The organism is Ethanoligenens harbinense YUAN-3 (assembly GCF_000178115.2).
GTDB lineage: Bacteria > Bacillota > Clostridia > Oscillospirales > Ethanoligenentaceae > Ethanoligenens > Ethanoligenens harbinense.
In genome coordinates this window covers 566,621-593,168 of sequence record NC_014828.1, presented here as the reverse complement: position 1 = coordinate 593,168, position 26,548 = coordinate 566,621, and the positions used below count along the sequence as shown (strand labels likewise).

At 49.5% G+C, this 26,548-nt stretch carries 14 protein-coding genes; 4 read left to right on the top strand and 10 right to left on the bottom strand.

What is annotated here, in order from left to right; all coding sequences use genetic code 11:
• The 9 genes from ETHHA_RS02870 to ETHHA_RS14340 all read right to left on the bottom strand — a co-directional run bounded on the left by ETHHA_RS02870 (nucleotide 1) and on the right by ETHHA_RS14340 (nucleotide 13,932).
• Complete coding sequence (locus ETHHA_RS02870) at nucleotides 1–813, bottom strand: alkaline phosphatase family protein (protein ID WP_013484509.1); 813 nt, start codon at nucleotides 811–813, stop codon at nucleotides 1–3.
• 75 nt (nucleotides 814–888) lie between these two features.
• Nucleotides 889–2,022: an ABC transporter substrate-binding protein gene (locus ETHHA_RS02865; protein WP_013484508.1), complete on the bottom strand. Its 1,134-nt coding sequence runs from the start codon at nucleotides 2,020–2,022 to the stop codon at nucleotides 889–891.
• A gap of 167 nt (nucleotides 2,023–2,189) precedes the next feature.
• Nucleotides 2,190–2,963, bottom strand: a complete 774-nt coding sequence (locus ETHHA_RS02860) for a DeoR/GlpR family DNA-binding transcription regulator (protein ID WP_013484507.1) — start codon at nucleotides 2,961–2,963, stop codon at nucleotides 2,190–2,192.
• A 1,624-nt stretch (nucleotides 2,964–4,587) separates the two neighbouring features.
• A complete protein-coding gene (locus tag ETHHA_RS02855; protein ID WP_013484506.1) occupies nucleotides 4,588–5,442 on the bottom strand; it encodes an ABC transporter permease in 855 nt (284 codons plus the stop codon).
• A complete protein-coding gene (locus ETHHA_RS02850; protein WP_013484505.1) occupies nucleotides 5,439–6,350 on the bottom strand; it encodes an ABC transporter ATP-binding protein in 912 nt (303 codons plus the stop codon). Before ETHHA_RS02850 ends, ETHHA_RS02855 begins: the two co-directional genes overlap by 4 nt.
• A complete protein-coding gene (locus tag ETHHA_RS02845; protein WP_041686608.1) occupies nucleotides 6,347–7,240 on the bottom strand; it encodes a hypothetical protein in 894 nt (297 codons plus the stop codon). The genes ETHHA_RS02850 and ETHHA_RS02845 overlap by 4 nt, the downstream gene beginning before the upstream one ends.
• A 146-nt stretch (nucleotides 7,241–7,386) precedes the next feature.
• Nucleotides 7,387–7,599, bottom strand: coding sequence for a hypothetical protein (locus ETHHA_RS15955; protein WP_041686607.1), 213 nt, complete (start codon nucleotides 7,597–7,599; stop codon nucleotides 7,387–7,389).
• An 88-nt stretch (nucleotides 7,600–7,687) separates the two neighbouring features.
• Complete coding sequence (locus ETHHA_RS15990) at nucleotides 7,688–7,843, bottom strand: DUF1540 domain-containing protein (protein ID WP_278244200.1); 156 nt, start codon at nucleotides 7,841–7,843, stop codon at nucleotides 7,688–7,690.
• Between the two features lie 227 nt (nucleotides 7,844–8,070).
• Nucleotides 8,071–13,932, bottom strand: a complete 5,862-nt coding sequence (locus ETHHA_RS14340; protein WP_013484501.1) for a phosphodiester glycosidase family protein — start codon at nucleotides 13,930–13,932, stop codon at nucleotides 8,071–8,073.
• An 830-nt stretch (nucleotides 13,933–14,762) separates the two neighbouring features.
• On the opposite strand from ETHHA_RS14340, the gene ETHHA_RS14335 reads away from it, so the two are divergent.
• The gene (locus ETHHA_RS14335; protein ID WP_013484500.1) at nucleotides 14,763–18,032 is read left to right on the top strand and encodes a leucine-rich repeat protein; all 3,270 of its coding nucleotides are present in this window, start codon (nucleotides 14,763–14,765) and stop codon (nucleotides 18,030–18,032) included.
• 202 nt (nucleotides 18,033–18,234) lie between these two features.
• Here ETHHA_RS14335 and ETHHA_RS02825 read toward each other — a convergent pair whose 3' ends face one another.
• Nucleotides 18,235–18,630 (bottom strand): hypothetical protein, encoded by a 396-nt coding sequence (locus ETHHA_RS02825; RefSeq protein WP_041686606.1) that lies wholly within the window; start codon nucleotides 18,628–18,630, stop codon nucleotides 18,235–18,237.
• Between the two features lie 269 nt (nucleotides 18,631–18,899).
• On the opposite strand from ETHHA_RS02825, the gene ETHHA_RS15405 reads away from it, so the two are divergent.
• The 3 genes from ETHHA_RS15405 to ETHHA_RS02810 all read left to right on the top strand — a co-directional run bounded on the left by ETHHA_RS15405 (nucleotide 18,900) and on the right by ETHHA_RS02810 (nucleotide 26,114).
• Nucleotides 18,900–19,106 carry a hypothetical protein gene (locus ETHHA_RS15405; RefSeq protein WP_137143829.1) on the top strand — a complete coding sequence of 69 codons (207 nt, stop codon included), beginning with the start codon at nucleotides 18,900–18,902 and terminating at the stop codon, nucleotides 19,104–19,106.
• 307 nt (nucleotides 19,107–19,413) lie between these two features.
• Complete coding sequence (locus ETHHA_RS14325; protein ID WP_137143828.1) at nucleotides 19,414–19,923, top strand: APC family permease; 510 nt, start codon at nucleotides 19,414–19,416, stop codon at nucleotides 19,921–19,923.
• 896 nt (nucleotides 19,924–20,819) lie between these two features.
• Nucleotides 20,820–26,114, top strand: coding sequence for a phosphodiester glycosidase family protein (locus ETHHA_RS02810; RefSeq protein WP_242822086.1), 5,295 nt, complete (start codon nucleotides 20,820–20,822; stop codon nucleotides 26,112–26,114).
• Nucleotides 26,115–26,548 lie beyond the last annotated feature (434 nt).

Sequence of the window (26,548 nt, the reverse complement as noted above, 5' to 3'; positions counted from 1 at the left end):
TCAACTTTCCCGGATCGTGAACGGACCTTGCCGCAGCATTTTGCTGCTTTTTGGCACGCCCAACAGCTCGCACAATAGCGGCGCTACCGCCAGTTGCTGCATGCACGCCGCATCTTCGCCTGCCACCGGTACGCCCGCGATATACAGCGGCACCAGCCGCTCCTCATCACTTGTGCCGTTGTGGAAACGGGAAGCATTCATGCCGTGGTCGGCCGTGACGACCACGGCGTACCCGTCTGCCAGCCAGTCTTTGATCACATGCGCCAGAATACCGTCCGCTTTTGCAGCGGCGGCGGCATATTCCGCACTGTCACCGCCGTATTTGTGCCCGGCGTCATCTACGTTCATGGAATGCACAAGCAAAAAATCCGGTCGGTATGCCAGGCGGAGAAATTCCGCGTCGCAGAACAGGTGCGAGTCGGGGTAGCTGTCTTCAAAATAAAAAATACCGTGCTGAATGGGGCGATCCACATCCAGTTGAAAGCGATCGGCTGGCGCAAACGGCGCCCGGTTATAAAGTTCGCTCATCCAATAGTAGGCCGCCGCCGCCGTAGTGCGCCCGGCAGCCCGCGCCAGCGAGAACACGTGCTGCTCTTTTGACAGGCGGCAGATACTGTTGCTGAACACCTCATGTTCAAAAACAGGCACTCCGGTAAGCAGCACCTCGTAAAGCGGGCGCGAAAGGGTGGGCAGCTCCGCCCGGACCGTGCATTTCTGCGCCACACCTGTTTCGGCCAGATGCTCCATGAATCCCATATGGCGGCTCGCTGCCAGATTCAGGCCGTCCAATACGACAAAGATCACTTTCCCCATATCGAAATCCTTTCAAAAAACCGCGCATATGGGCGGCAAACCCATATGCGCATCCGAAGAGATATTCTTTAAATTTCAGCTTTTCTGCTTGGAGAGAACCTGTTCCTGCCACATCTCGGGCAGTTGCTCAGCCGTCTTGTCCCACGCATCAAAATCTTTGACCGGCCGCGCCTTCTTGTATTCGGAATCGGGCAGCAGCTTGGCTTTGACATCGGCGGGCAGCTTCACATCGCTGCGGATGGGGCGGGCATAGCCTTTGGCGAGGTTGATCTGGCCCTGATCGGAAAGGATGTAGTCCCTGGCCAGTGCCGCGGCCGCCGGATGCGGTGCGTATTTGTTGATGACCTCCGCATAACCGCCTTCCACGGAACCGTCGGTCGGAACGGTCACGTCGTAATTGACCGTGCTGCCGCTCTGCTTGACCTTGTCGCGGTAGCCCAGGCTCAGGTAATCCCAGAGGATCACGACCTGCACGTCGCCCTTTTCCAGGCGGGTCATGGAGCTGTCACCCATATCAAGCCGACCCTGCGCAGCCAGTTTCGCGAAGAAATCGATGCCCGGCTGGATATTCTTCTCGCTGCCGCCCATGGCAATGGCTGCCGCCAGCACGGCGTTCTGTGACTGATTGGCTTTGGTCACGTCGCCGACACAGACTTTGTAGTTGCCATTGAGGATATCGCTCCAAGATTTCGGCGGGTTCTTAACAGAATCGGTGTTGGTCATGAACGAAATGGTGCCGTAATAGCCCACGATCCATTTGCCGTCTTTGTCCTTCGCCCAGCTGGGGATATCGTTCCAATACGGTGTCTTATAAGCCTGCACAAGATCTTTCTGTACCGCGAGCGGGCCAAATGACTGCCCCACGTCACCAATATCCTTGGTGGGATTGTTTTTCTCCGATTGGAAAATAGCCAGTTCCTCAGCGGAAGACATGTCGGTATCCTGATGCTTGATGCCGTATTTGGCGGTATACTGCGTCCACGTGTCGCCCCAGTTGGCCCAGTCGTCCGGCATACCCACCGACTGCAGGGAGCCTTCCTTTTTGGCTTCGGCCGTGATCTGCGCCAAACTCATGCTGTTGAGATCGTTTGTGCTGCCGCTGGCTGTGGAGGCGGCGCCTGTAGTGCTGGTTTTGCAGCCGGCCAGCGCACCGCTGGCAAGCACAAGCGCCATCAGCAGAGCCGCAGCCTTTTGCTTTTTCATTTTCATGGATGCGATTCCTCCGTCTGTCGTTTTGTGGTTTATTCCCTTTTGCACAACTGCATTATAGCTCTTTTTTCGACAGCGGAACCATCAAGATATTGTAAAGATATTGTAATAATCATGTAATTACATTGCCAAAAATCCACACAACCAGTCAACATGCCTGCAAAACATCACAAATCCGTCACCTGCGCGATGCTGAGTTCCACCGCAAGTCCGTCAAACGCATCGACCATCTGCTGCGAAACACCGGAATCCGTTACAATCACGTCGATATCGGTCACATCACACACATGCACAAAAGCGCTGATCGCAAATTTGCTGGAATCGGTACAAAGAATCACTTTATCTGCAATCTCCATCATCCTGCGGCGGACATTGGCCTCCTCCACATGATAATCGGTCACGCCGTTTTTCGGTGAAACGCCGCTGGCCCCAAAGATGGCTTTATCCACACGAAAATTGGAAAGGCCGCTGGTCGCAAGCAGGCCGGAAGTGGAAAAATCGCCGTCACGTAGCTCCCCGCCCAGCATATAGACATGGCAGCTCCTGTTTTTCACCATCTCCATACCCACCGGCAGGGAATTCGTCAGGATGGTCAGCTCATTTTTATCCGCCAGGCATTTGGCCACTTCCAGCGTGGTGGTGCCAAGATCCATGACCAATGCGTCGCCATCGTTCACCAGCGAGGCGGTTTTTTTTGCAATTGCGCGCTTTTCGTCCATATGCAGACATTCCCTGCTGCTATAATTGCGCTCAATTCCACGGGTATTGTTGGCAATTCCGCCGCCGTAGACCCGCTTGAGCAATCCGCATTTTTCTAAAAACTCCAGATCCCTGCGCACCGTTTCGATGGAAACACCCAGTTGGCGCGTCAGCTCATTGGCTTTTACCATACCGTTGGCAGAAAGCAATGCTTTGATTTTTTCTAAACGTTCTTGCACCATTTTCCCCATCTCCTACCGCACATTCCTGCTATCCCCCTATATATTGACCGATATGGCCCGTGTTTTTATAGGATTGATAGAAGTTCTGCTCCCATTAAAACATTTATCAAAAAAAAATGCAACCAATCACACCTACATGCGGTTATGAAAATACTTCACCGACAAGTCCCATATATGGACCGGCCATCGCCAGCTTCCACGCCGGTTCGGGATGCCGGGCAAACCATGCACTTACAAAAAATATCGCCTTTCACTTTAAAGTACACCGCCAGGTATCCGTTGCCAATGAGATTGATTCCGAACAGGCAATAGTTTGACGGGTGCTTCCAATCCGTTTGGTGTCGATAGGGTTCCCTTCGATACCCACAAGATGAGAAACGGGATCCGGTTGCTTTCTGTAACCGGGTCCCGCAGATGAACCGACTTTTCCGTTCATGGTTTATTCATTGATTTTTTACAGAATCTTCCCACGCATTGTAAGACTTCTCTCTGCCAATGCAATAAAATAGCGGTAGACGTACAAACGCAGCAGAAAGGAACTATCATGAGCGCAATCAGTGGGGTTTCCAACAATCCATATGCTTCAACGCAAGCCACCAGCAGCACGACCTCATCCACGCAGGCTGTCCATAGACACGGCGGCCACCATCACCACTACACGAGTTCCACCCAAAGCACAGATCCCACGCAGGGAGCCACATCCACTTCTTTTTCCGATGCCTTAACCGATAGCCTGGCATCTTCCGCAGTCAGCACGACTTCTACTGGCACGAATGATACAACACCCAGCGCCACAAGCGCTTCCGCAGCTTTCTCTATTTTAGCGTAATCGACATACGCCGCAAAATTGTATGCCCTCTACCGGCTTGATTGCCGGTAGAGGGCATATTGCATCGTGGTTCTGTTTGGAGTATTTCCCGAATCCGGAGAACGGGTCCGTAATCCGGCAAATCGCAACGATCCCGTACTATGTTTTTTAGGTACAGTGGGTGATTGGTACGATCCGCGCGGGAATGCAATTCCGGCCTGATTGGATGTTCTGTTATATTCATTTCAATTTTAATTCGGGATCAAGAGAATTGTGCGTACCTTTCTTAGTCGACGTGCGGAAATGCCATAAGTTGCAGCTCTCATTGCGGCAATTTTGCTCGTTGCATATAGCAAAACCTGCAAGAAAGCAATCGGTTCTATATTCAAATCCTGCGACTTCAATGGCTGCTTCTTTTTTTATGTGCATGCAATAAATGTATACTGTTCTATGGCCTTCCAAACCACCATTCCCTTCAAGAGATATCAGGGGGGAGATGTTTTGCTCTTCACATCCTATCAGCAACGGATATTTTTTATCAGCAAAGGATAACATGGGGTTTCGCGCGTTTGTTTTGACAGACGCCCGCTTCTAAAACGACATAACAATTAGGAACGTTTGCATCTCATTATGACAAAACACCGCCCACAGTCTGCCTGGTTGGCGCCGTGAGCGGTGCTTTCCACACCCCCTCGATCAACCCCGACCATATGGACATTTCGGCTGCTGACGGGTCTTTCCGTGTGGGTTTTCATTTTCTGTGAGCATCCATTTCACGGTAGATCGTAGTATACGTCCGCTTTGGGTCAGAACCATTCAAGTAATGTCAAGTTTTCTAAACTTCCTAATCGAAATGAGTAAAAAGCCAATGGCGTAGAATGCAATATAAAGGTACATAACAACCGAGGCAGGTTGCCCGCTGCCGGTCAGTCCGCCTGCGCCGCGCACCAGTTCACCGGCAATTCCCGATGAGGGCAGCAAAACCCGTTCTGCTGACGCATATAATGTGTGAAACGGAGAAATCAAACTGATCAGAATCCCGACGCTGTTGATTACTTTGCTATTGATGTAATTCCCGATCATTTCCACTATGCCGCCAATATTCCCGAGAATATAAACGAAAATCATGAGCAACCCGTTCGGCACGGTTTTTAGCGAAATAGAGCCATAAAGTGTTACGCATAATACCGCCAGTGGAACGCAAATATAAATCAACCAACTTTGTACGATCTGCGGAAACGAAAGCGCAATGATGGTGTCCAGCGAATACGCCCGACCAATAATCAGAATTGCCGCCATCAGTCCAGTCGCATAGGCAGATATGAGAATAGCCAGCCCGAAAAATTTCCCCAGGATATATTCCGCACGCCCCAACGGCCTGGATAACATGGCATGGATCATTCCTGTTTCCAACTCGGATGAAACGGCACCGGCTCCCAGAACAATCGTGAGCAAGCACATAATCATGGAGGAAAACTGCAAAACCGTTTGTGTCAGCATGATGGAGGCGAGCGGTTTAAAATCCACGCTCCGGCTACTTAAATGCGCATTCTGAAAATAGTTCAGGATTGCGACCCAGAAAATCAGATATAAAACCGTGATGATGCCCATGACCAGAAAGGTTTTCTTGCGGATAGCCTCTTTCAGCGTAACGGTCATGATCGATTTCATGTTGCGCTTCCCTCCCCAACCGCATTTAAAAACAGACTTTCCAGGGTTTCGTGCTGGGGAGTAAGCTCATACAACTCCAGCCCCTGTGAAATCAGAAAGGAAGCGATTTCATGGACAGAATCGGTGTTGGTAAGCCTGAAATAAAGGGTGCCATCTGGACCTTGGGGCTTCAGTTCCGCATCAAAGTGCTGTTTCAAGTTTGAAAACAGCTCCTCGGCGATGGGGGAGCACGTCACTTTCAAGTTGATTTGTTTCATCAGAAGGTCATGGATCGCTCCGGATCTCACAACGGAACCTTTGTTGATGATGGTGATATAATCGCTGACCGCCTCCACCTCGCTAAGCAGGTGACTATTTAAAAAAACGGTTGTGCCTTCTTTTTGCAGATCCAGAATGATATTGCGAACCTCTTTTCGCCCGATTGGATCCAGCGCGGAGGTGGGCTCGTCCAGAAAGAGAAGTTCTGGGTTGGGCAGCAGCGCGCAGGCAAGCCCGATACGCTGCTGCATACCTTTTGAGTAGCTACCCACTTTATACTTTTCCTGCCCCAACAGGCCGACGCGCCTGAGCACGCCGGCGTTGCGCTGCCGGTCTGGCTTGAGCCGGAACAAGCTGGAATGAAAATCAAGCAGATCCTCGCCGGTCATCCATTCCTGGTATCGAAACAGCTCCGGCAAATACCCGAGTTTCATGCGAGCCGATACATCACCGAGGGGTTTGCCGAGCACCTGTCCTTTCCCGGAAGTAGGAAAAACCAGTCCCATCAGCATCTTGATGCACGTGCTTTTCCCGGCTCCATTCGGGCCCAAAAAACCGTAGACCTGCCCTTTTTCAACGGAAAAACTGACAGAGTCGACCACAAGCTTGTTTTGATATTTTTTGGACAGATTTACCGCCTCAATGATCATGAATGGATGCTCCTTGCGATCTGTGTCAACGCGCTGTCCGATTTTTTGCCAGCCAAAGCATACAGGATACCGTTTTTCGTCCAGATCAGAACCGTTGTGTTGTCGCTTTGCAGTTTGGATAACGTCTCCGCAGCCGGGAAATTCGGAATTGCGGAGGAAAGCTGCGCCAGATCCTTTGCGGAATAGAGATAGCCGGTCGTGACACCGATATCCGTCTGACGGCCCAGCCCTTCAATCACCGGCAGATACACATCGCGGGAGGTGGGGTCAATCGCTGCAAGCTGAGAGCGCAGATCAGCCGGGATGGCGGTAGCGCTCGTCAGGCTGCTCCACAGGGCGTCTACCTCTTTGGCGGGTGCGTCGATATAGGCTCCCTGTGTTTCCAACAGGGTTGCGTCGGCATAGGCCGCGATCGCCGCAGGTGGTGTAACGATGCTGATTTTTGTTCCGTTATATGTTTCGCTCAGCGGCGAGGCGCCGGCCTTTGCCAGCTCGGCATTCAGCTTTTGAGTATCCAGCGTGACCGTTTTGGTCTGGGAGCTGATCGAGTAGAGCTTCGGGGTTCCCAAAGCCTCACCCTCAGGCAGATATATAGAGAACGCATGAAATTCTTTTGTGCTGCCAAGCGGTTGTACTTCCGATTTCGCATAAGCGTCCAACTGCTGTGAAATTGCATCCGATTGCGCAGCCGATTTGGTTTTATTTTCTCCCGGTTGCTTTATCTTTGCCGAAAGTGCCTGAATATCCGTCATGGATATCGTAATGGTTTTCGTGTCGGAAACCCGGAAGACGGATAGCGCCGATATCGTTGCCGCCTGGACAGGCGGAATAAGCATGGCGCCCGCAAGAATTGCTGCCGCTGACAAGATGGCAATATGTCCCTTTTTCATAATAGCTCCTTTCCCGACAAAACAAAAGGCTTGTTTCCGCTGTAAAAGCCACATCCTACCGGTTCCGTTTTCAGCACAATTATAATCCGCCAAGATTAGAACGCCATTAGTGGATCTTTGGGGAATACGTATGGTCAAGGCATCGGTCAACGGTTGATTTTCTCCGTGGCTGCTATATCTGGTGTATCGGATTTAGGCAAATCCGAAGGTACGTCTTTCCCATTGAAGTACAGCAGTATACCCAAAATCGCAAAGATGAAATAGACAAATATTCCAAGCAAAACCATATGCTCGCCTCCAGTTATCATCAGCATAACATGATCGGGCGGCACAACTGTTACAAATTTGTAAATACGCAAACGAATACGCCCTGCCAACCGGCGGAAACCGATAGACAGGGCGTGTTAAAGGTGATATGCCCCGGCATAACCTTTTGGGTTTAGGCTGTTATTTTGTCGAATGATCCACAAAAGTGCTGCAACAGGTTTCATCGCTGGTGCTGGCCGAAACTTTGTCGCTCATTGTGTTGACTTCCAGATTATTCGCATGGCACATATTCTGCCGGTTATAATGACAATTCTCTACTCCACATTTCACTTTCATAGAGGGTGCTTCCATCATATCTCACCGCCTTTCCTCTATATTTTCTCAACGATAGCACTTGTCATACATGTTCAGAAGAAAAAACATCCCTCATCAGCCGAAATAAACTACACCCCCATTTGCGACGTGACGCGTGGCTAGTAATATAGGGTTACCCGTCTATGAAGAACCCCCCGGTTTTGCCGGGGGGTTCCTATTGCCGAAAAGACAACCGTATCTGGCTCGTATTATTTTTTCTTTTTGCCCGTCTTGAGCAGGAACACGCCGGTGCCCAGTACCAAAGCCAACACGCCAACCGCAGTCGGAACCGAGCTGCTTCCGGTATCCGGGTTTGACGCGCTTGCCGCCGAAGACGTGGACGCGCTGCTTGTGGAAGTGGACGAACTGCTTGTGGAACCGGTGGAATTATTATCGGAAGATGTTTCCTCGGACGATGTGTTATTTACCTCCGCCAACAAATACCGGCTCAAATGCTGCGCCATAAAAACATAATATCCGTTCTCGACATGCCCCTTCTGCATCTCCTTGTTGCCATTGTCGTCAATGTAATACACAGCCAGGCGGCTTGTGTCATATCCCGCGGGGATGGGCAGCGAAATCTGTATGGATATATTGGAGGACGGTTCCCATACCGTGCCGTTTTGCAGCAGAACAGAGATATCATAGAGCACAAATTTGCTGCTAACATCCCGCACTGCATACGCGGCGGTATGGTAATCCTTGCCGCTCTGAATCTGACTGACATGCATGCTGGAACCCACGGGCAGCGTGCCTTCCGGTACGGTGAGTGTCACGCCGGTGCCCGTATCCCGTTTGGTGCCGGTTTCCGCCAAAGTGTTCACCGCCTTTTTGAGCGCAACCAGCGCAGCGTCCAGTGTCGTTTGGCCACTGCGGGCGGAAATCGCGCTTTGAGCCGATTCCAGCGCCTTTTGCAACCCGGACCATGAATCCGCCGTGTAATCGCTTTGCTGATAAGCACCTGTCAATGCAATCTCCACATTTAAAGATGTGGGATCACCGCTCGAAGCCAGCCCCTTTTGGGCCGCGTCAAGCACATTATACGCGCTGTCGATTTCCTGTTGTGTTGGGTTAAGTTCCTGTTGCACACCCTTTGCGGCCTGCAGTGCGGATTGGAATGTATCCCAGCTTGCAACTGTATACGAATTGCTGTCTGAAATCTGCCCCGCGGTATCAACCAGTGTGTCCAGCGCCGTCTCATCCACCGTGACCACGTTGCTCTTAAACGTATTGACTGCCGCGCCCAGCGATGAAATGGCAGCGCACACTTCTTCCGGCGTTGCGTCGTCGTCGGTGTTTACGGTTTGGGCGGCGATGATGGCGGAAGAAAGGCCATTCACCGCGCTTTGCGGATATTCGTTTTTTCCGTCTCCTGTTTGCGCGCCGGCAAGCAGGGCTTTGGCGGTGGTGATTCCACTTTGAAGGGCGGTCTTATCCGCTTTGTGTGCTGTCAGCGTTACATCATCACTGGTGGCACCGTTCTCCGAATCCGTTACTTTTATGTTCATTTTATTGCTGTTGACGGTGCAGGTCAGATAAACCTTGTCGTCTTTATTGGCTTCCGCCTGCACCTTGGCGAACGCATCCGGGTACACCGGATTGATATCATAGGTTTTATCGCCCGTGTGGCCGGCGGAAATGTAAACCGTGCCGCTGTTGCAATTTGTCGGGTCGGTGGTCACGGCCGTTTTGTTGTAAATCGGATAGGTGCGGCCGTAAGAATGGTCATGCCCGCTGAAAACGATGTCGATGCCTAATTCGTCGCAAACCTGAGGCAGCGTGTCGTAAAAAAGCGTACTGCTGTCATCCGGGTTCTTATTATAGGTCGGCTGGTGCGTGGCGATGATTTTCCATGTCTTGTTGGTGGATTTCATGTCCTGACGCAGCCAGTCCATCTTTTTTGCCATGTCGCTTGCGTTGTCTGTCCAGCCCAGCACGGCAATGTGCATGTTTCCGTAATCCACCGAGTAGGTTCCGGTTTTGTCACAATCCGGCCCATTGCTGTCGGCCAGCCCCAAAATGGCTGCGGATTTTGTCCCGTCGTCTCCCATATATTCGTGGTTGCCCAATACATGGATGGCATCAAGCGAATCGAATGCCGCGTGCTGGCTGAACATGTTGGCGGTCATGTTCATCTCACTGAAGTTTGTCTGGTCGTCGGTAAAGTCGCCGACATGGATGGAAAACGCGGGTTTTGTAGCGGCGCTTTCAATCTGCGAAAGAAATGTGCTGAAATCGCTCAGCCCGCTTGTATTGGTCACCTGTGTGTCGCCGAACACATTGAATGTTAGCCGGTCGTCGTCGGCTTTCAGCGTTGTAAAGCTGCGCACATCCGACCAGTTGGTTCCGTCGCCCACCCGGTATGAATAAGTAGTTCCGGCCGAAAGCCCCGTTGCCGTCACGGAGCTGAGCTCCACCGCGCTGCTGTCCGAGGAGTAGGTGATCAGCTGCCGTGTACCGGTATAATGCTTGAATGCGCTTTCTCCGTTTTTCTCGTAATCAGATTGGAGCGCAATCTGCATGACGGCTTTGTTTTCACCTTGCAGCGGGTTGGTCATCCAGGTAAAGGTCTTTTCCGTGGAAGCGTCCTGCGTCGAGCCGGCAAGCAGGTTTTGCGGTGTCGCACTCAACTGAGGATTGTATGACTGGCCCGATGTATCAAAGCTGTATGCGTCACCGAGCGAAGCCCAAAGGGTGAATTTTTGTGCCGTCTGCGTCGGCACAGTCGATTGCAGCGTTCCGTCGGCACCCGTCGTGCCAAGATCCGTTTTTGTTCCGTCGGCGGAAAGAAACGTAACATCCGCGCCTGCGGCAGCCTTGCCGTCCGCTGTCGTTACGGTCATTGTGCCCGGTGAGCCGACCACCATCTGGCCGACAGTGATATTCAGCCCCGCGGCTACGGACAGCGAGCCGGATGCGGAGAACGAGGAAATAAAGCTGGTTGATGTCTGCGATGTCAGTGTGAATGCACCGGACGCGCTGTATGCGATGCTGCTGCCCTGAGCAACCGTATTCGGCGCGGAAACATGAATGGTTGCCAGTGTGCCCGCACTCTGGGCCGCGCCACGGTTCTGGATATTCAATGTCAGATTGCCGGTTGAAGCATCGTACTGATAGGTGCTCTGTGCGGCGCTCTGCGCAAAATCTACGCTGGTGACGGGATAACCCTTTCCGATAGTGACCGTTGCCGTGGCACCGGTCACCGTGGACATATCGTCCGCCTTCAAAACCAGACCGCCGGTGCCGCCCAGCTGCACGCTGTTCGCCTGCGGCTCCAAGCTGAGTTTTGAGCCATTGCCTGTATTCACGGTGAAATAGACATCCTTGGTTGTTTCATTCCCGAAATTATCCTGGATATCTACCGTGACTTTGTGCGTGCCGTCCGACCACTGGTAGCCGGAAAGATACACAATACCATCTTTGTCATATGAGAAGTGTTGTTTATCAGAGGTATAGTCTTTTCCATCAACCAAAACACGTACTCTGTCCCAGTTAATTCCACTCATGTATTTGTCTGATGTGTCGTCGTGGATGTTCGCAGAAATATTGACAGAAGAAGAGTTGTATGCTTTACCATCCACGTTCACTGAATCAATGATAGGTGCATACAAATCATCATTAGCTGTGCCATAAACAAATCGGAAATTATCAAAATAAATGCTGCCTTTGGTCATTGGGCCGCCGCCGGTTGTACCTGATTTCAATGAAATAAGATCAATGGCATACCCATTGTCCTGCAGCTTAATTGGCCCGGGATGTGCAGATGTGTCAATCGGAATACTGATATATTTCCAGCCTTCCCAATAAATTTGGCCTAAATTTGCAATGTAAGGCTCTCCCGTTTCCGGCGGCATATACATGCCAAAATCATTTCCATTTCCATCCACAAACCCAAACCAAAGGCTCATTCCCTGCGTTTCTGGTGTTCCATATACCCAGACGCCAAAGCTGGTGGGTGTGCCTTGTGCACTTTCCGTCACAGTTTTTGGGCCTGCATGCGCAGTTAATGTTGTATTTTTCTGCGCTTGTGTAAAGTCAAAATCCACTCTGACAGAATGATTTCCAAAACGCACAGGCGAATCTGGATAAGTGCTGGCACCAACGCTTACTTGCTCACCACGCTTGCCAGGAAAACTGGTCCATAAGGACTGCGCGGTTGTATCATCTGTTAAACTTTCGCAGTTCTCTACTACAACCGGATCTTGTCCAACCTGTATATGTATGGTAACGCTTAAATTCGTATTATTGAATTTGGCAGTGATATTCCCACTGCCGCAAGTAGTCCCGGCAACGAAATTATTATCATTATCCACTGTACCTAAATTGTCTGGAATACTCCAGGTCACGTCTGATTTGGTAAACTTGACGGTGTGACCTTGATATGTGGCCGTCAGCCCCAATGATTTCGTATCTCCGGGCTGCATGGTCACGTTGTTAGCTGAAGATGTAAATGAATCTGGATTTTCGATTTCCAGAGAGGCGGAACCAACCTCATTCCCATTATATTTCAAAATAATGTTGACTTTTCCCAACTTTCCGTTGGAAACAAAGGCGCCGGTGGTCGCATCTATTGTCCCATAAGAATTGTCATATAAGCTCCATTGTAGGCCCGATGACGGCAAATCAGCAGAAGCCCCAGAACTGTCTCGTCCCTTTGCAGAAAATTGCACTGTGGACTGGGGTGGCACTGTTTCTTGGCTGGGTGTGACATATGCGCTTGCAAACTGGTGCGTAACCGTTGCTGTAGACACCAAAAGAATACAGTCGCTGTCCGCGCGTTCCGAACCGTCACTTGGACGATTGGCAAGAGAAAGTGAATCATCCCCTGGTTGTCGCACCAACGTCGTAGAAGATCCACCGCCATCCAAAAAACAAGCCCGTTCGCAGCCCTGCTGCACCATATATTCGCCTATTCCCACTCCATTCATTCCCTCAGACCATCCGTCCTGCCGGCCATCCACTTGAAACAAAACAACGCTTCCATCTGCTTTAACGCCAATCGCCGTACGCGGATTCAGTGTTTGCTCGTCTGCATATTGTGATGCGTCTTGTGTTACTTGCCCATTTTCCACAATGGGAACAGCCAACCCCGTAACGGCATTAACCACGGGATTGTTTGAATCTGCAAAATGGTTGGTGGATTCATTTAAATCACTTACGCTAATGGTGACTGTGTCACCAACATTAATGTGACTGTCCGAAAGGTCGGAAAATTTATTGCTTTGATTTGCCGCATAGAGAACCAACTGATTTGCGCCGATGGGGGTATCGGTGGAATTTAGCTTTTTTTCTACAACTTTAGCCGTTACAATGCCACCAAGCTGCATTGTTCCACTTTGAACATCCATAACGATTTCTGTTCCAGGCGCGTCTGTATGGGTGCTTGTGCCGTATTTACTGGAAAACAGATACTTCCAGCTTGTCATCGGAGAATAATATTTATTGAAATAGTCAATATCCCAGTTGTTTGTTTTAATTGTGCCGTCTGCCCCTTTAACAGTGTATTTAATGCTGTAGTTTCCTACACCGCAAGCAAACGTTCCATCTTTTCGAAAACCTACCAGTGCGTATCCATTTTTCTTTGTGCCGGTACTGGGATATGTTGTTGTACCCGTGCGATCATAGCCTTCTACGCAGGAAGTTAATTCACCGTTTTCTATAACCTCTCCACGCGGGGTTCCATTGTTAATATCAAAAAAAGAGCCGTTTACGGCAGCGACTACTGTACCGCTCTGCTCTGCAGCCATCTGTGCAACAGTTTCGGCTCCCCATATGTATTGCCCTGACGTAACCTCCGGTTTCACGGAGGCTGTTTTCGGATTGTAGGTAAGTGTATGGCTTTTTTGCAATCCATCTGTATTGGAACTTTCGGTCACTTGGTAATTTAGTCCCGGAGTCAATTCTTTGATTTCAGCAGACTGGATTGTTCCGATACCTGTGCTGTCACTGTCATCTGCCAAAGCACGCGGGCCCTTGTAAATAACCGAAGATGCGACAACCACAAAGCATAATACAATAGCCGCAGTCTTTTTGAGAATTGCATATTGACGCCTAAGATAGCTTTTTTTCATATCTTTCCTCCTGTATTCATACATACTCCATTGTGCAGTGTACGCAATCTGTCGGAATTATTGGGAGTATATATACCTGCCATGTCAACTGTTTTTATACCAATTCCGAAAAAGCAAAATAAATAAACCCTTTATTTATTGCATACACACGCTATCCCATTTAATGAAAAATCACTTTAATAAAACCGTTCCGAGTTGACATAATATAAAATTTCGCCACATTAGATATATTATATCCAACATTAAAAAATTACATCATTTATTTGCAATGTTTGTGTAATGATTCCGTAATGATTTCGTAATGTAAGCGTGGTCAAAGAAGTTTGAGTAACGGTACAGGGTTTTGCGTAAATATATATTTCATTAAATGGGAAAATTATGATGCTTTGATTTTGTTTGAATTGCTCGGCTTGATAATGTTTCAACGATTTAAAACCATATTGCGTCCCCCATAAGATTGAGGATGTCCTAGACTGGGCTATACCCGATTTGATGAAGGGTCTAGAGTAATGAAATAACAGGGACATATCCAAATCCCGTTATAATTGTAAGTAACGTGCCACCTCCATCGAAAATGGCATATTACAGGCTTTAAGATGTGCCGTTATCAGCAACAGGCAGTGTAACCTGCAATTTTGCAAGGCTTTTTGATTTTAGGCCTTTTTACTGTTTTTTATAAACAATTCAAAAATTTCGTGTGGATGACTGCTTGTAATTGTGAACATATTGTAAAGAAGCATATAAGGTGGTATACTTCATTCAGATTGGTATGTTTGCCTGTTCTGAGAGGCATTGAGTCGAGGAGTTATAAGACAAAAGGGAGAAGACGGATGAAAATGCTTAAAAAGAGAAGTCAATCACTGTTTTCATCAAGGGTATGGAAACAGACGGCGTTACGGGCGGGAGCGATCGCCGTATCATTTGCTGTCCTCCTATCGTCTCTGAATCTGTTTGGACTAAATGTATCTGCTGATACGGGCGCATCCGCAGATTTTCTTACCTATTATGATTTAAATATTGAGGATGGCATTGTAACCGGGTATACACTGAAACCTATCTACAATATATTAACTGTACCAAGCGATTTGTCACTGGCCATCCCGTCCAATGTCACGGGCATTGGAGACAATGCGTTTGACCGTTGCAACCTGACCAGCGTGACGATTCCTTCCAGTGTAACCAGTATCGGAGACTATGCTTTTGCAAGCTGCCGTTTTACCAGCGTGACGATTCCCTCCAGTGTAACCAGCATTGGAGCCTTTGCATTTGTAGGGAGTACTTTGGCCAGCCTGACCGTTCCCTCCAGCGTTACCAAAAGCGTTTCCGCCTTTGAAGGCTGTGATGATTTGACCAGCGTGACGCTTGCTCCCGGTACTACTCAGATTGGAGACTATGAGTTCAATTACTGTGCGGGTTTAAAAAGTGTCACAATTCCAGATACTGTGACCAGCATCGGAAATTTAGCATTTGCAGGGTGTCCTTTTGCAAACATTATAATTCCTTCAAGCGTAAACACTATTGAAGGCTCATTTGAAAATTGTTCCAATCTGAAAAGTATCGATCTTCCGGGTGTTACCAGCATTGAAGGAGAGTCTTTTTCGGGTTGCACCAGCCTGACCAGCGTTGGATTCTCGTCTCATTTAACGTATATTGGCATGCAGGCATTTGCTGATTGCCAATCACTTACAAGCGTAATCATCCCGTCCAGTGTTACAGATGTCGATTATGAGGCATTTGATGGCAGCGGCCTGACTTCCATTACGTTTGAATCCGCAACGACGACAATCGGCGAAGGGCAATCCGGATATAAGGACAATGTTGGTGTCACGCTCCCTGCCAGTGCGGTCATTTACGGGTATGATCCTTCGACCGCAAAAGATTACGCCGCGGAATACGGAAGAACATTTAAACCAATTGCGGAAGCTCCGGTAACGCTGGAAAGCATCGCTATTACAACACCGCCGGGAAAAACCAGCTATGTGGTGGGAGAATCCCTTGATATCACCGGTCTGGTGGTAACGGGTACCTATAGCGACGGCAGCACGAAAGTCGAGCCGATCACATCTGCAAATATTTCTGGGTTTGACAGCTCCGCACCAAAGGATTCCGAAACTCTCACCGTCATATATGTAGGAAAAGCGGCCACATATACAGTTAAAATTGAATCCTTTGTATCTAAGGCTCTTATCTTAGGAACCGATACTAGTACGTTTACAAATAATTATAATGATTTCTTTAACACTTCAGATGTTTCAAACTATACGATAAGTGATCATTTATTTAATAAACTGGTTGAGTGTGTAGAAGATAAATATACAAATGACAACGATTATTCTTCTGTGGTAAATGATCTACTTAATGAGAGAAATTCGGCATGGGGAGGATCCTGCTTTGGAATGAGTTCTGCGATGATTCTTTCAAAGTTGGGCAATATTAACATACAAAACTTTGATAGCTACAATCCGAATGTGTCAAATTTTTCCGATTTGAATAAACCAAAAAATGATTCCCATGTTCGAGATCTTATAAATTATTATCATCTTTCTCAATACATTCCAGCAATTTCTGATAAAATAGTGAATGCAGTCAATCCTAAACTGACGGGAGATACAGAACAGATAAGTCAGTCCGTGATGGGAAGCATTGTTCAAAAAGCTAAAGCCGTCGCCTCGGGTGGAATGCCTTTTGTGCTGCAGGTTGGTCAAATTAGCAATGGACAACCTGACAATCATGCCATTATTTGTAATGGATATTTGAAAGACTCCGATGGATACCACGAATTGGAAATTATTGACCCAAATGACACAACCAAATTTGAAACGTTGAAAATTGCCGATGATTTTATGTCCTACCAGTTTTCCGATGATCCGCTAACTATTAATGCATCTAATTGGAATGAAATTGGATATATGGACACAGACGCGCTACGTTTTATTGACATCGACGGTCAAGATAACAATAATCCTTATATTGTATCCGGCCCAGATACAAATTCGAGCGCAGGAGAAACGGAAACATTGACCGGTACATATTTTGACTTAGGTGCTGCTGATGGATTCAGCATATCCGATGCGTCTGGCAGCACATTTACCCGCGCACAGAGCTTTGCCCAATCGGGCAGTCTGGTTCCAGATTCGGAAGTACCGCTCAGTGATGGTGTTGGCGGAGAAATGCGGTATCATTTTTCGACGGCAGGCACGTATACGGTCACACCCGAGGGGAAGGCCATGAAAGTTTCGGCGCTAGACCATAACAGTTTTGCTTCCGTAAATGAAACGGGCGCGGCCGACATGGTATTTAAATCGAATAATGCGGTGGACATCAACGGCAGTTCGTTCTCATACACGGCTTCGGTCCCCGATCCAACATCGGATGGAAATATTCAAGTCAGCTCAAACAGTGGCGCGAACGTCAGCATTTCACAAAATGCGCAGGGGGTAATCGTCAGTTCTCCCCATCTTCAAAATTTAACAGTGGGAACCGTTCGTGAACCAGATGGAGAAAATACCACGCAAACCGTTTCCACCGATAAAACAAGCATTTTGATTAAAGACAAAACGGGAGACAGTACCGGAGCAGTCCAGGTATTTGTTTCAAGCAAAAATGATGGAAATTATGATCAACTGCTTGGTACGACCAACATTCCTCCGTCATCCACGACGTATAGCCTTGTTTATGCGGCCGGAGCCGGAGGCACCGTTTCGGGAAGCGCGAAGCAGACCGTTTCTCAGGGAGCCGACGGGACATCGGTTGCGGCCATTGCCAATGCCGGTTATCATTTCGTGAAATGGAGCGATGGATTTATCTCTGCTACAAGGCAAGACAAAAAAGTGACAGGCGACATCAGGGTTACGGCATTGTTTTCCGCAGATTCCAGCAGCTCCAATTCCAGTACAGGGACTTATGGGGGTATTTCGACTTCTACTCCTGAAAGCAATCAGATGAGCTCTTCAAATTCCCAAGCAGCTATTGTGAATCCCCAAACTGGTGATGAGAGAATGAATTGGTATATGGTGATATTAAGCTTGATTCTGGCCGGAACGGCGATTGGCATTACCGCATTCTCAGTGCTTATTAAGAAAAAAGCAAAAAGACGCTGACAACAAGCATATCGCAATCCATTATTAAGCTTTGTTATGAAATTTGAAAAGTATTTTAGGTAAAATATGTCGCGCACTCCCGAAACCAGCCGTATTTACGGGTTCAAATCCCCGGCAGACTAAAGTCTGCCGGGGATTGCTCTATTCGCAAGGTGGTTGCTGACGGTATTGATTTCAACCGCTTCATCATTGATCAGAATATTTACAATACATTTCCGAAGCGCCTGCCGGATATAAGCGGATCGGACAGCAGAAGGTTACGGTCGCGGGAAAGCTTCTCAATCAGTTTCTCGCATGTAACGGTTGGAGCCGGTTGTGCCGCGACCGGACGATCTCGCAGAATCTTCAGGTGTGCCTGGTGCCCGATGATCCGGTTGCGTACCATGTCATTATCCAATCCGTCTTCCAGCGTATGCATCAGGTTTTCAATCTTTTTCCCAGTTGCGGAGATTTCCGGCCTGATAGCGTTGGCCTTGCCCACACCGTCATCTTTGCAGGCCTGTAGGATCGCGTCCGCCGTGTTTTTAATGAGTTTGCCGTTTAGAATTTCGTTTTTTAGGCAGTTTACAAACAAAGGTTCTATGTCTGCGACGGCCATGTTTTTGGCGCGTAGGTGTGGAGCCTTCTTTTGTTCAGGCAAGTATAAGTAGCTGTGTCCATAGCCTTTTGAACTGATGGTGACGCCGCCCCACGCGCACCGCATTTCCGGCAGCGAATCAGCCCAGAGAGAAGATGTTTCCGGTTTACACGGTTTTTTGCACCGTTTTTTTCGTTTTCCATAAGACGTTTCTGCACTCTTTCCCGTATCGCCTTGTCAATAATCCAGGAACGGCATTCCCTATCACAATAGCGTCCGGGTTGGCTTACATGCCCAAGCTCGTGGGCGAGAGTGATTCTTTCGATTTTGTGAACAAGCAGGCGATCCGTGCACTGGTTATTGGTACGACCCGAAGCGGCAAAGATATGCGCATCATCTTAAACACCATCCGCTTGGCCGGTCAAGGCCGCAATCGGGAATCCTTTCTGGTGTTCGACTTAAAAGGTGAAGACTTTGAAAGTTGGTATACATTTTGAAAGATAAAGGCTATGTTGTGGCTGTTTGGATAATCCGAAACGCAGCTCTAAGCGAAACCTTCTCCCACAATCAAGAAAAGATGTCTGGAGGAAGCAAAAGTCGGCGACGAGGATTATTTCGGTTCAATCGAGTTGATTAAAGAGCTGGCACAGATTCTTACGGATAATCCGCAGCCCGATCCGGTTTGGCCAAACAGTGCCCGAACACTGCTGACAGCTCTTATTATCCTCATGATTGAGGACGGTTACAAGCGTGGCTGACTGGAACTCGTCAATATGTATAGCGTCCGCAACTTCTTTTTGGAGTATGGCAGCGCAACAATCCGCCTTTTCTGTTATGCTCGGGGCATATTTTGGAAGCAACCTGCTGTTGACATCTCTTTCGAATACCAAGGAGGCACCTGCTGCTTTCAGGCGAAAAACTAAGAACCGATTTTATCAAAATGCTTGGTTTGCAACAGGTGTATTTTCATTGATTATTGTGGAAATATCTTTCTTTTTAAGTTTCAAACTGTTTAATTACCCAATCTCATCCTGCTCCTATTTCTCTTTCTTTAATTGGACGATCAACCTTATCGTCTATCTTCTTTGGTTAAAGCATCGGCACGGGGAGGAGCGCTTTTCCTCACCGCTCATTTTTGGCAGTATTGGTTGTTATGTAACAATATTTCTGATCTGTATCCTTTCCGTCGTCAGTCTTTGGGTAAAAGATTTTAGAATCGGTTTCTATTCAGCCACAGTCATTACAATATTAATTTCATTGGCGTATTTTGTTCTCAAAAAATTTACGAATCAAAAGCCAGGGAAAGAAGGATAGGTATATCCCCTCATTATCCATTGTTTGACATGACATTCCCATTATTTCCGTTTGCTCACATTTATTATAGATAATGTTTTTTGTATGTGTCTACGCTTTTAGCAACGGAATGGATTATATGCAATTAGATAAATCATACCAAACAGGTGAACGATATTTGGATTATCTCATAACAATTAAAAGATGTTATTATATAATCAGATAATTCCGCAAACAAATTCCTCTTTGATGTTGAATGCGTAATGCTTAATCCATACTTCTGTTGATTTTTTCATCATGTTTACACGCTGCGAAGAAAGCAGTATCTTATTGGCATTATATAAGCACAGGCACTTGCCGAAGAATGGCGGTGTCTGTGCTTATTCTTTGTAATAAGGGGGAGCATGATCTGGAGTGCTTCTCATTGGATCTCGCATCCATGCAATAATCTGCCAGCCATCCTCATTATAGTTTGACCGCTTTACTGCCTTTTGCCTGTGCATCCCTCAGCCTGTTTGCGGATACGTAAATTTTACATACATTGGGTAGCAATCGGTTTGGATTGGTGTAAAAATAAAAGTGTTTCAATAATCTATTTTACGTCTGAAAAAGCTCTGTTTAAGGACGTAGAGCAAACAAAAATCTTTGATTTGGGGAAGAAGGAAAACATTGGAATGAAAAAAAGAGTAAAGAGAAAATTGGCCGCAGCGGCGGTCGCAATTAGCATATGCGCTGCGCAGATTCTATCATCGGTAGACGTATATGCACTGGGCCCGGTTGATATTCAGTCATCTGTATTTAAGTCGATTATTGATGAAACAAAGACAACAATATCCCCCGATGTTGGACAGAAAACATTTACATATATAAATAAAGGGGACAACAACCGCGTTGCCTGCTATGAAGCAGATGTTGATTTGTCAAACAAAAATGCGTCGCTGGTCGTGGGCATGCCAAACGACGGCACATCTTACGGGATGCAGACCGTGCGCGACCAAGCTTCTGCCGCAGAAAAAAACGGGAAAAACATTGTGGCCGCCGTCAACGGGGATTTTTATGATATGTCCACCGGCGAACCGGTCAGTCTCATTGTAAAAGATGGCGTTGAACTGCACGCCAGCAACAATTCCAGTGGCTTTTTTGGCATAAAAAAGGACGGTATGGCCGTTATCGGAGATGCTAGTACGTATAATCAGATCAAAGGCGACCTTCAAGAAGCAATGAGCAGCAACCAGCTTTTGGTGGTAAACGGAAAAACCGTCGGCAGCAGCACAGATCTCGAACCACGTACTGCCGTAGGCATCCGCGCGGACGGCAGCGTGTTCTTCATTGTAATTGACGGCCGGCAAAGCCCTTATTCCGAAGGTATTACGCTGACGGATCTATCCCAACTAATGCTGGATGACGGTGCCGTGCAGGCCGCCAATTTGGATGGCGGTGGTTCCTCCACCTTTGCCAGCCGCACACCGGGAGATACTGATCTGACGGTGAAAAACAGCCCGTCGGATGGCAACGAACGCACCGTGGCCAATTCCTGGCTGATTGTTTCCAACGCTGTGTCAGATGGACAGTTTGCTTCAGCAGCTATCACACCTGGCGATCAGACCTATACGCCTGGTGCAACCGTGCAGTTTGCCGCCAAAGGTGTGGATGCCTCCGGTGCGCCGGCACAGTTGCCGGGTGGTTTGTCTTGGTCGCTTTCCGACCCCAGTTACGGAAGTATCGACCAGACGGGCAAATTTGTATCCGGCGGAAAAACGGGGCAGTTCCAGGTTCAGCTTTCCTCGAATGGGAAAGTAGTAGGCAGCGCATGGGCAGAGGTCGCCGTTCCGGACAGCTTGCAGTTTTTGCAGTCGGAGCTAAGCCTGAAGTTCAATGCCCAGCAGGATTTGGGGTTGACCGCCACCTACAAGGGACGTACGGTTACACTGCACAGTGGTGATATCCAGTGGACCTATAACACGGCGATGGGTACCATAGATGATTCCAATATCTTCCACGCAGGCGGACAGTCCGCTTCCGGCACGGTCACGGCACAGTTCAGCGGCACAAATCTTACGGCTTCTATCAATCTCAAGGTGGGCCAGCTCCCGGTCGTCCTGTATGATTTTGAAGGGAATCTTGACGACTGGAGCACTTCTACCGCCGGCAGGGGCGAGCAGTGCAGCATATCCCTTGCAAAATATCCGAATGATCCGGTCCGCTTTGGTCAGCAGTCCCTGCGCATTGACTTTGACAATACGAACGCACAGAAATCCACCACGCTCGGGGATTATGCCGGCCCGGCAACCAGCGTGCCTGTTCCGGGCACACCGACGGCAATCGGCATGTGGGTCTATGCGACTCCCGAAGCGCAGGGGTATTGGTTGCGCATGTATGTTTACGATAAAAACGGAAGCGTCAAGCCTTTGGATATCACGCCGCAGTCCGGTGTCAACTGGACCGGCTGGAAATACTGTGAAGCAGCGATTCCAAGCACGTATCAAGGTCCGTTTACGACATTTCCCAAACAGATGATCCGCATCATGTCCCTCAAGTCCGGTATTGTCGGCCCCATGACCAAAGGAAGCATCTATGTCGATAACATCCGCGCGGTCTACGGCGCGAATGTAGATGACTTGACTGCGCCGGTGATCGACTCGGTAAATGTGGATGGGAAAACGTACAATACGTCTTCCGTCAACATTACGACAGCGATCCACGACGTGAGCGAGCCCAATGAATCCGGTATCAACTGGGACCGCAACCGCATTTGGGTGGACGGTGTGGAATATACCAATGCCCAGGACCATTATTCCTATGATAAAGACGGTACTTTCAGTTTGTCCGGTTATCAATGGGCGGACGGTGTGCACCATGTGCACCTTTCCATTCAGGATAACTTCGGGAATGAAACGGACAAGGATGTCTATTTCACGGTAAAAACAAGCAACGGCACCGGTATTTCGCTGAATCCACAGGGCGCGAGCGCACCTCTGGGCGGGACCTATTTGTTTACGCTGAATGCGGACGATCTGTCCAATGTGACCGGCGCCACGGCTACCGTCAATATCAGCGAGGCATTTCCGGTGACGGGCGTGGACTTTGCCGGTAGCGCCGCGGGCAGCACCTACCAATACGATGTCTCCACCGGCAACGTGACACTGAACATCAAAAACAGCGGCGCGGCCAAGGGCTCCGGCACGCTGGCGACCATCCATGTTGCCGTGCCGGCCGGCACCGCACAGGGCGGCACCATCCCCTACAGCGTTACCAGCGGCGCGGCTACTTTCACCGCTGCACAGGGCGGCACTTTTAACGCCACGTTTTCCTGCACCGCGGGAGCCATACCGGTTTCGTCCAGCTTGAATGTCTCTCTCGGGCAGATGGTCGTGGGGGCGGATGGGCAGCTCACCGTTACCACGGCGGACGGTAAACCGGCTGCCGGTGCGGATGTGACGTTCACGCCTGCGGGCGGCACCGCGCAGGATCTCGGCAAAACCGACGCGGACGGCAATCTTTCAAGCGCCGTGCCGACCCAGACGGCGCAGAAATTCACGCTTTCGGCGCAGTTGGATACGGCGTACAGTTTCCCGACCGCCGGGCAGTCGTTCAATCCGCAGAAGGGCGCCGCGCCCAGTAATCTGCTGGCCGGTTCCACGCAGGACCCGACGACTGAAAAAACCTTTACATGGATGACCAATCCGTTGCAGGGCGGGGGAAAAGCCATCATGCAGGTGGCCGGGCAGGATGACTACGCGAAGAACGGCGACAGCGCCTTTGCCGATTATACCGGTACATGCAAGCTCATCACCTACACCGCCGACAGCAGCGCCGTCACGCTCAATTCAGTCACCGCGACCGGCCTCACTGCCGGCACGACTTACGCCTATCGTGTAGGCGACGGCACGAACTGGTCGGACGTGCGCACGTTCACCACCCTGAAGCCCGATGATTCCAACCTGACATTCAATGTCTTCGGTGATACGCAGGTCAGTGATACGGCGGGACTCAGCGCACTCGACGGCTTCATCACCGACATTGAGAACGCGCCGGTCAAATCCGATTTTGCCCTTCATGTGGGTGACTTCACCGACGATCAGTCCATTTTCAACGAAATGGATATTACTGCCAACATGCTCAGCTCGCATTCGATCTTTGATTCAATGGACTTTATCCATGTCATGGGCAACCATGAGCTACAGGGAGACGACGGCACCAAATCCGCCGCCATCCTCGGCATGCCAAACAGCAATGGCCCAGACTGCGATAAAACCGGTACTTATTCGGTTGATTACGGCAACATGCACATTGCCGTTCTGGGTTGGACGGGCGACACCACCCAGATGCAGGAAAAACTCGATTGGCTGCGCAAGGATATGAACGCTTCCCATAAGACCTGGAAGATGATCGCGACCCACCAGCCGACGTTCAATACGAACCCGTCGGACGGTTCCACGATGTTTTACGATATGTTGCCGCAGGTGTGCGACGAACTGGGTGTGGACATCGTGTTCAACGGCCACGATCATGCTTACGGTCGCACCTACCCCATCTACGACAAGACTCCGGCGACGTCCGATCCGGCCAACTGCAACAACGGTACGGTCTATATCGCAGCCGGCCACAGTGGGGACAAAACTTACGACATTGACCCAGTGCAACCGGATGCTTTCGTCACCCATCAGCAGGAGGCCAACAAAGACGACGCCGTTTACCTGACCTGCTCGGTGGACAAGAACAAGATGCATCTCGTCGTGCATGATTCCCAAAACGGCGAGACGACCGACGACGTGACGCTGACCGCGCATAAAACCGACAAGACCGCGTTGCAGTCTGCCATTGCCAGTGCGCAGGCGCTGGATGGCGCGGCTGTGGTCGGCAACTATGAAGGCAATTACCCGCAAAGCGCCATGGATTCCATGAAGTCTGCGATCAATGCCGCAAACGCCGTAAACAGCGACGACAATGCCACGCCGGAAGACGTGGCTGCGGCGGTAACTGCGCTGAACACGGCAGTGGCCACGTTCCAGAGCGCGGTGGTGACGGTTGATCGCACCCAGTTGAACACGCTGGTGTCCAATGCGGAGAAGTTGGATTCCACCAAGTATACGCCGAACAGTTGGAAACCGTTCGGCGATGCATTGACGGCTGCGCAGACCGTGCTGGCCGGTCACCCGCGTCAGGAAGACATTAATGAGGCGTTCAACGCACTGCTGACAGCCCAAAACAGTCTGGTGTTTGCGGCAGATAAATCTGCGCTGCAACAGATCGTCACATTGGCGAAAAACACGGATACATCCAATGACAAACCTGCGCGTGTGAAGGCGCTGACCGATGCGGTCGCGGCAGCACAGGCTGTGTTGGACGACCCGAACGCCGTGCAAACCGAAGCGGATAACGCGGTAGCCGCGGTACTGCAGGCGCTTACCAATCTGCAGGAAATCGCGGACCGTACGGATCTGAACGCACTAATTGTAACGGTGCAGAAACTGGATGGCAGCAAATACACCAATGCCAGTTGGCAAAGCCTGCAGACGGCGTTGAGCGCCGCACAGGCCGAAGCTGCCGATCTGGATAATAATGCGTCCGATATCCAGACCGCCTACAGCAATTTGGCGGGCGCGGTGAACGCACTGGTGACGGTTTCCAACAAGGCGGCGCTGAGCAACACCGTTTCGCTGGCAGGCCAGGTGCTCGCCAACGCAGGCAGCTACGCGCCGGCCACCTTGCAGGGGATTTCTGATCTCGTGGCACAGGCGCAGGCATTGCTGGTGCAGAACGATGCGACGCAGAGCGCGGTGGACAGCGCAGACAGCGCCTTGCTCAACGCCCTTGCAAAAGTTCGTGTCAAAGCGGATAAGACCGACTTGGCCAAGCTGGTCGATGCCACCTCGAAAATGGATCTTACCAAATACACGGCTGCGAGCGCGGAGACACTCCGTCAGGAACTGACAGCGGCCAAGACAGCGCTGACGGATGAAAACATCACGCAGGATGCGGTCAACCAACTGACGGGCAGCCTCCAGAATGCGGTCAACGGGCTGGTGCCGGTTTCGGCCGGAAATGGGACAACATCCTCCAACGATGCGTCTTCCCATTCCAATGCGTCTAACCCTAAAACGGGCGCTGCGCAGTCTTCTGCGTTGCCGGTCGCAGCAGCCGGTGGTCTGGTCGGCGCCTGCGCCTTCGTGGTGGTGCTGTTTCGCCGCCGGAAAAAGGAAAGCCGATAAAAGGAACATCCGGAACGCTTAACAAATTTTAAGATTTACGAATTGTAAAAATCCCTCTGCCGCAACTTTGCCAAAGTGCCGCAGAGGGATTTTTTATATATATGTCAATGGTTTTAAAGCGTCGGAACGAGCTCCTCATGTACTACAATAGATATTATTGGCTCAAATTCAGTCTCAAACGGTGTTCTTTCTCACGTGATAATCCTGTAAAATTCTATTGCGTTTTGATAAACATAACGCACACTTGTGCAAGCTGCAAAAAAGAAGACTCGTTCTGATTTATAATATGAACGGAATCAAATTGCTTTCATCGTCTTATGATGATGTTGTGTAGCAATATTACACCAAACCAATCTTTTCGCGGCTTATATTGTTTTTGTGAAAAAGCACCTCCATCGCTCATCATAAAACATTAATGAAAAGCCTCATCATTC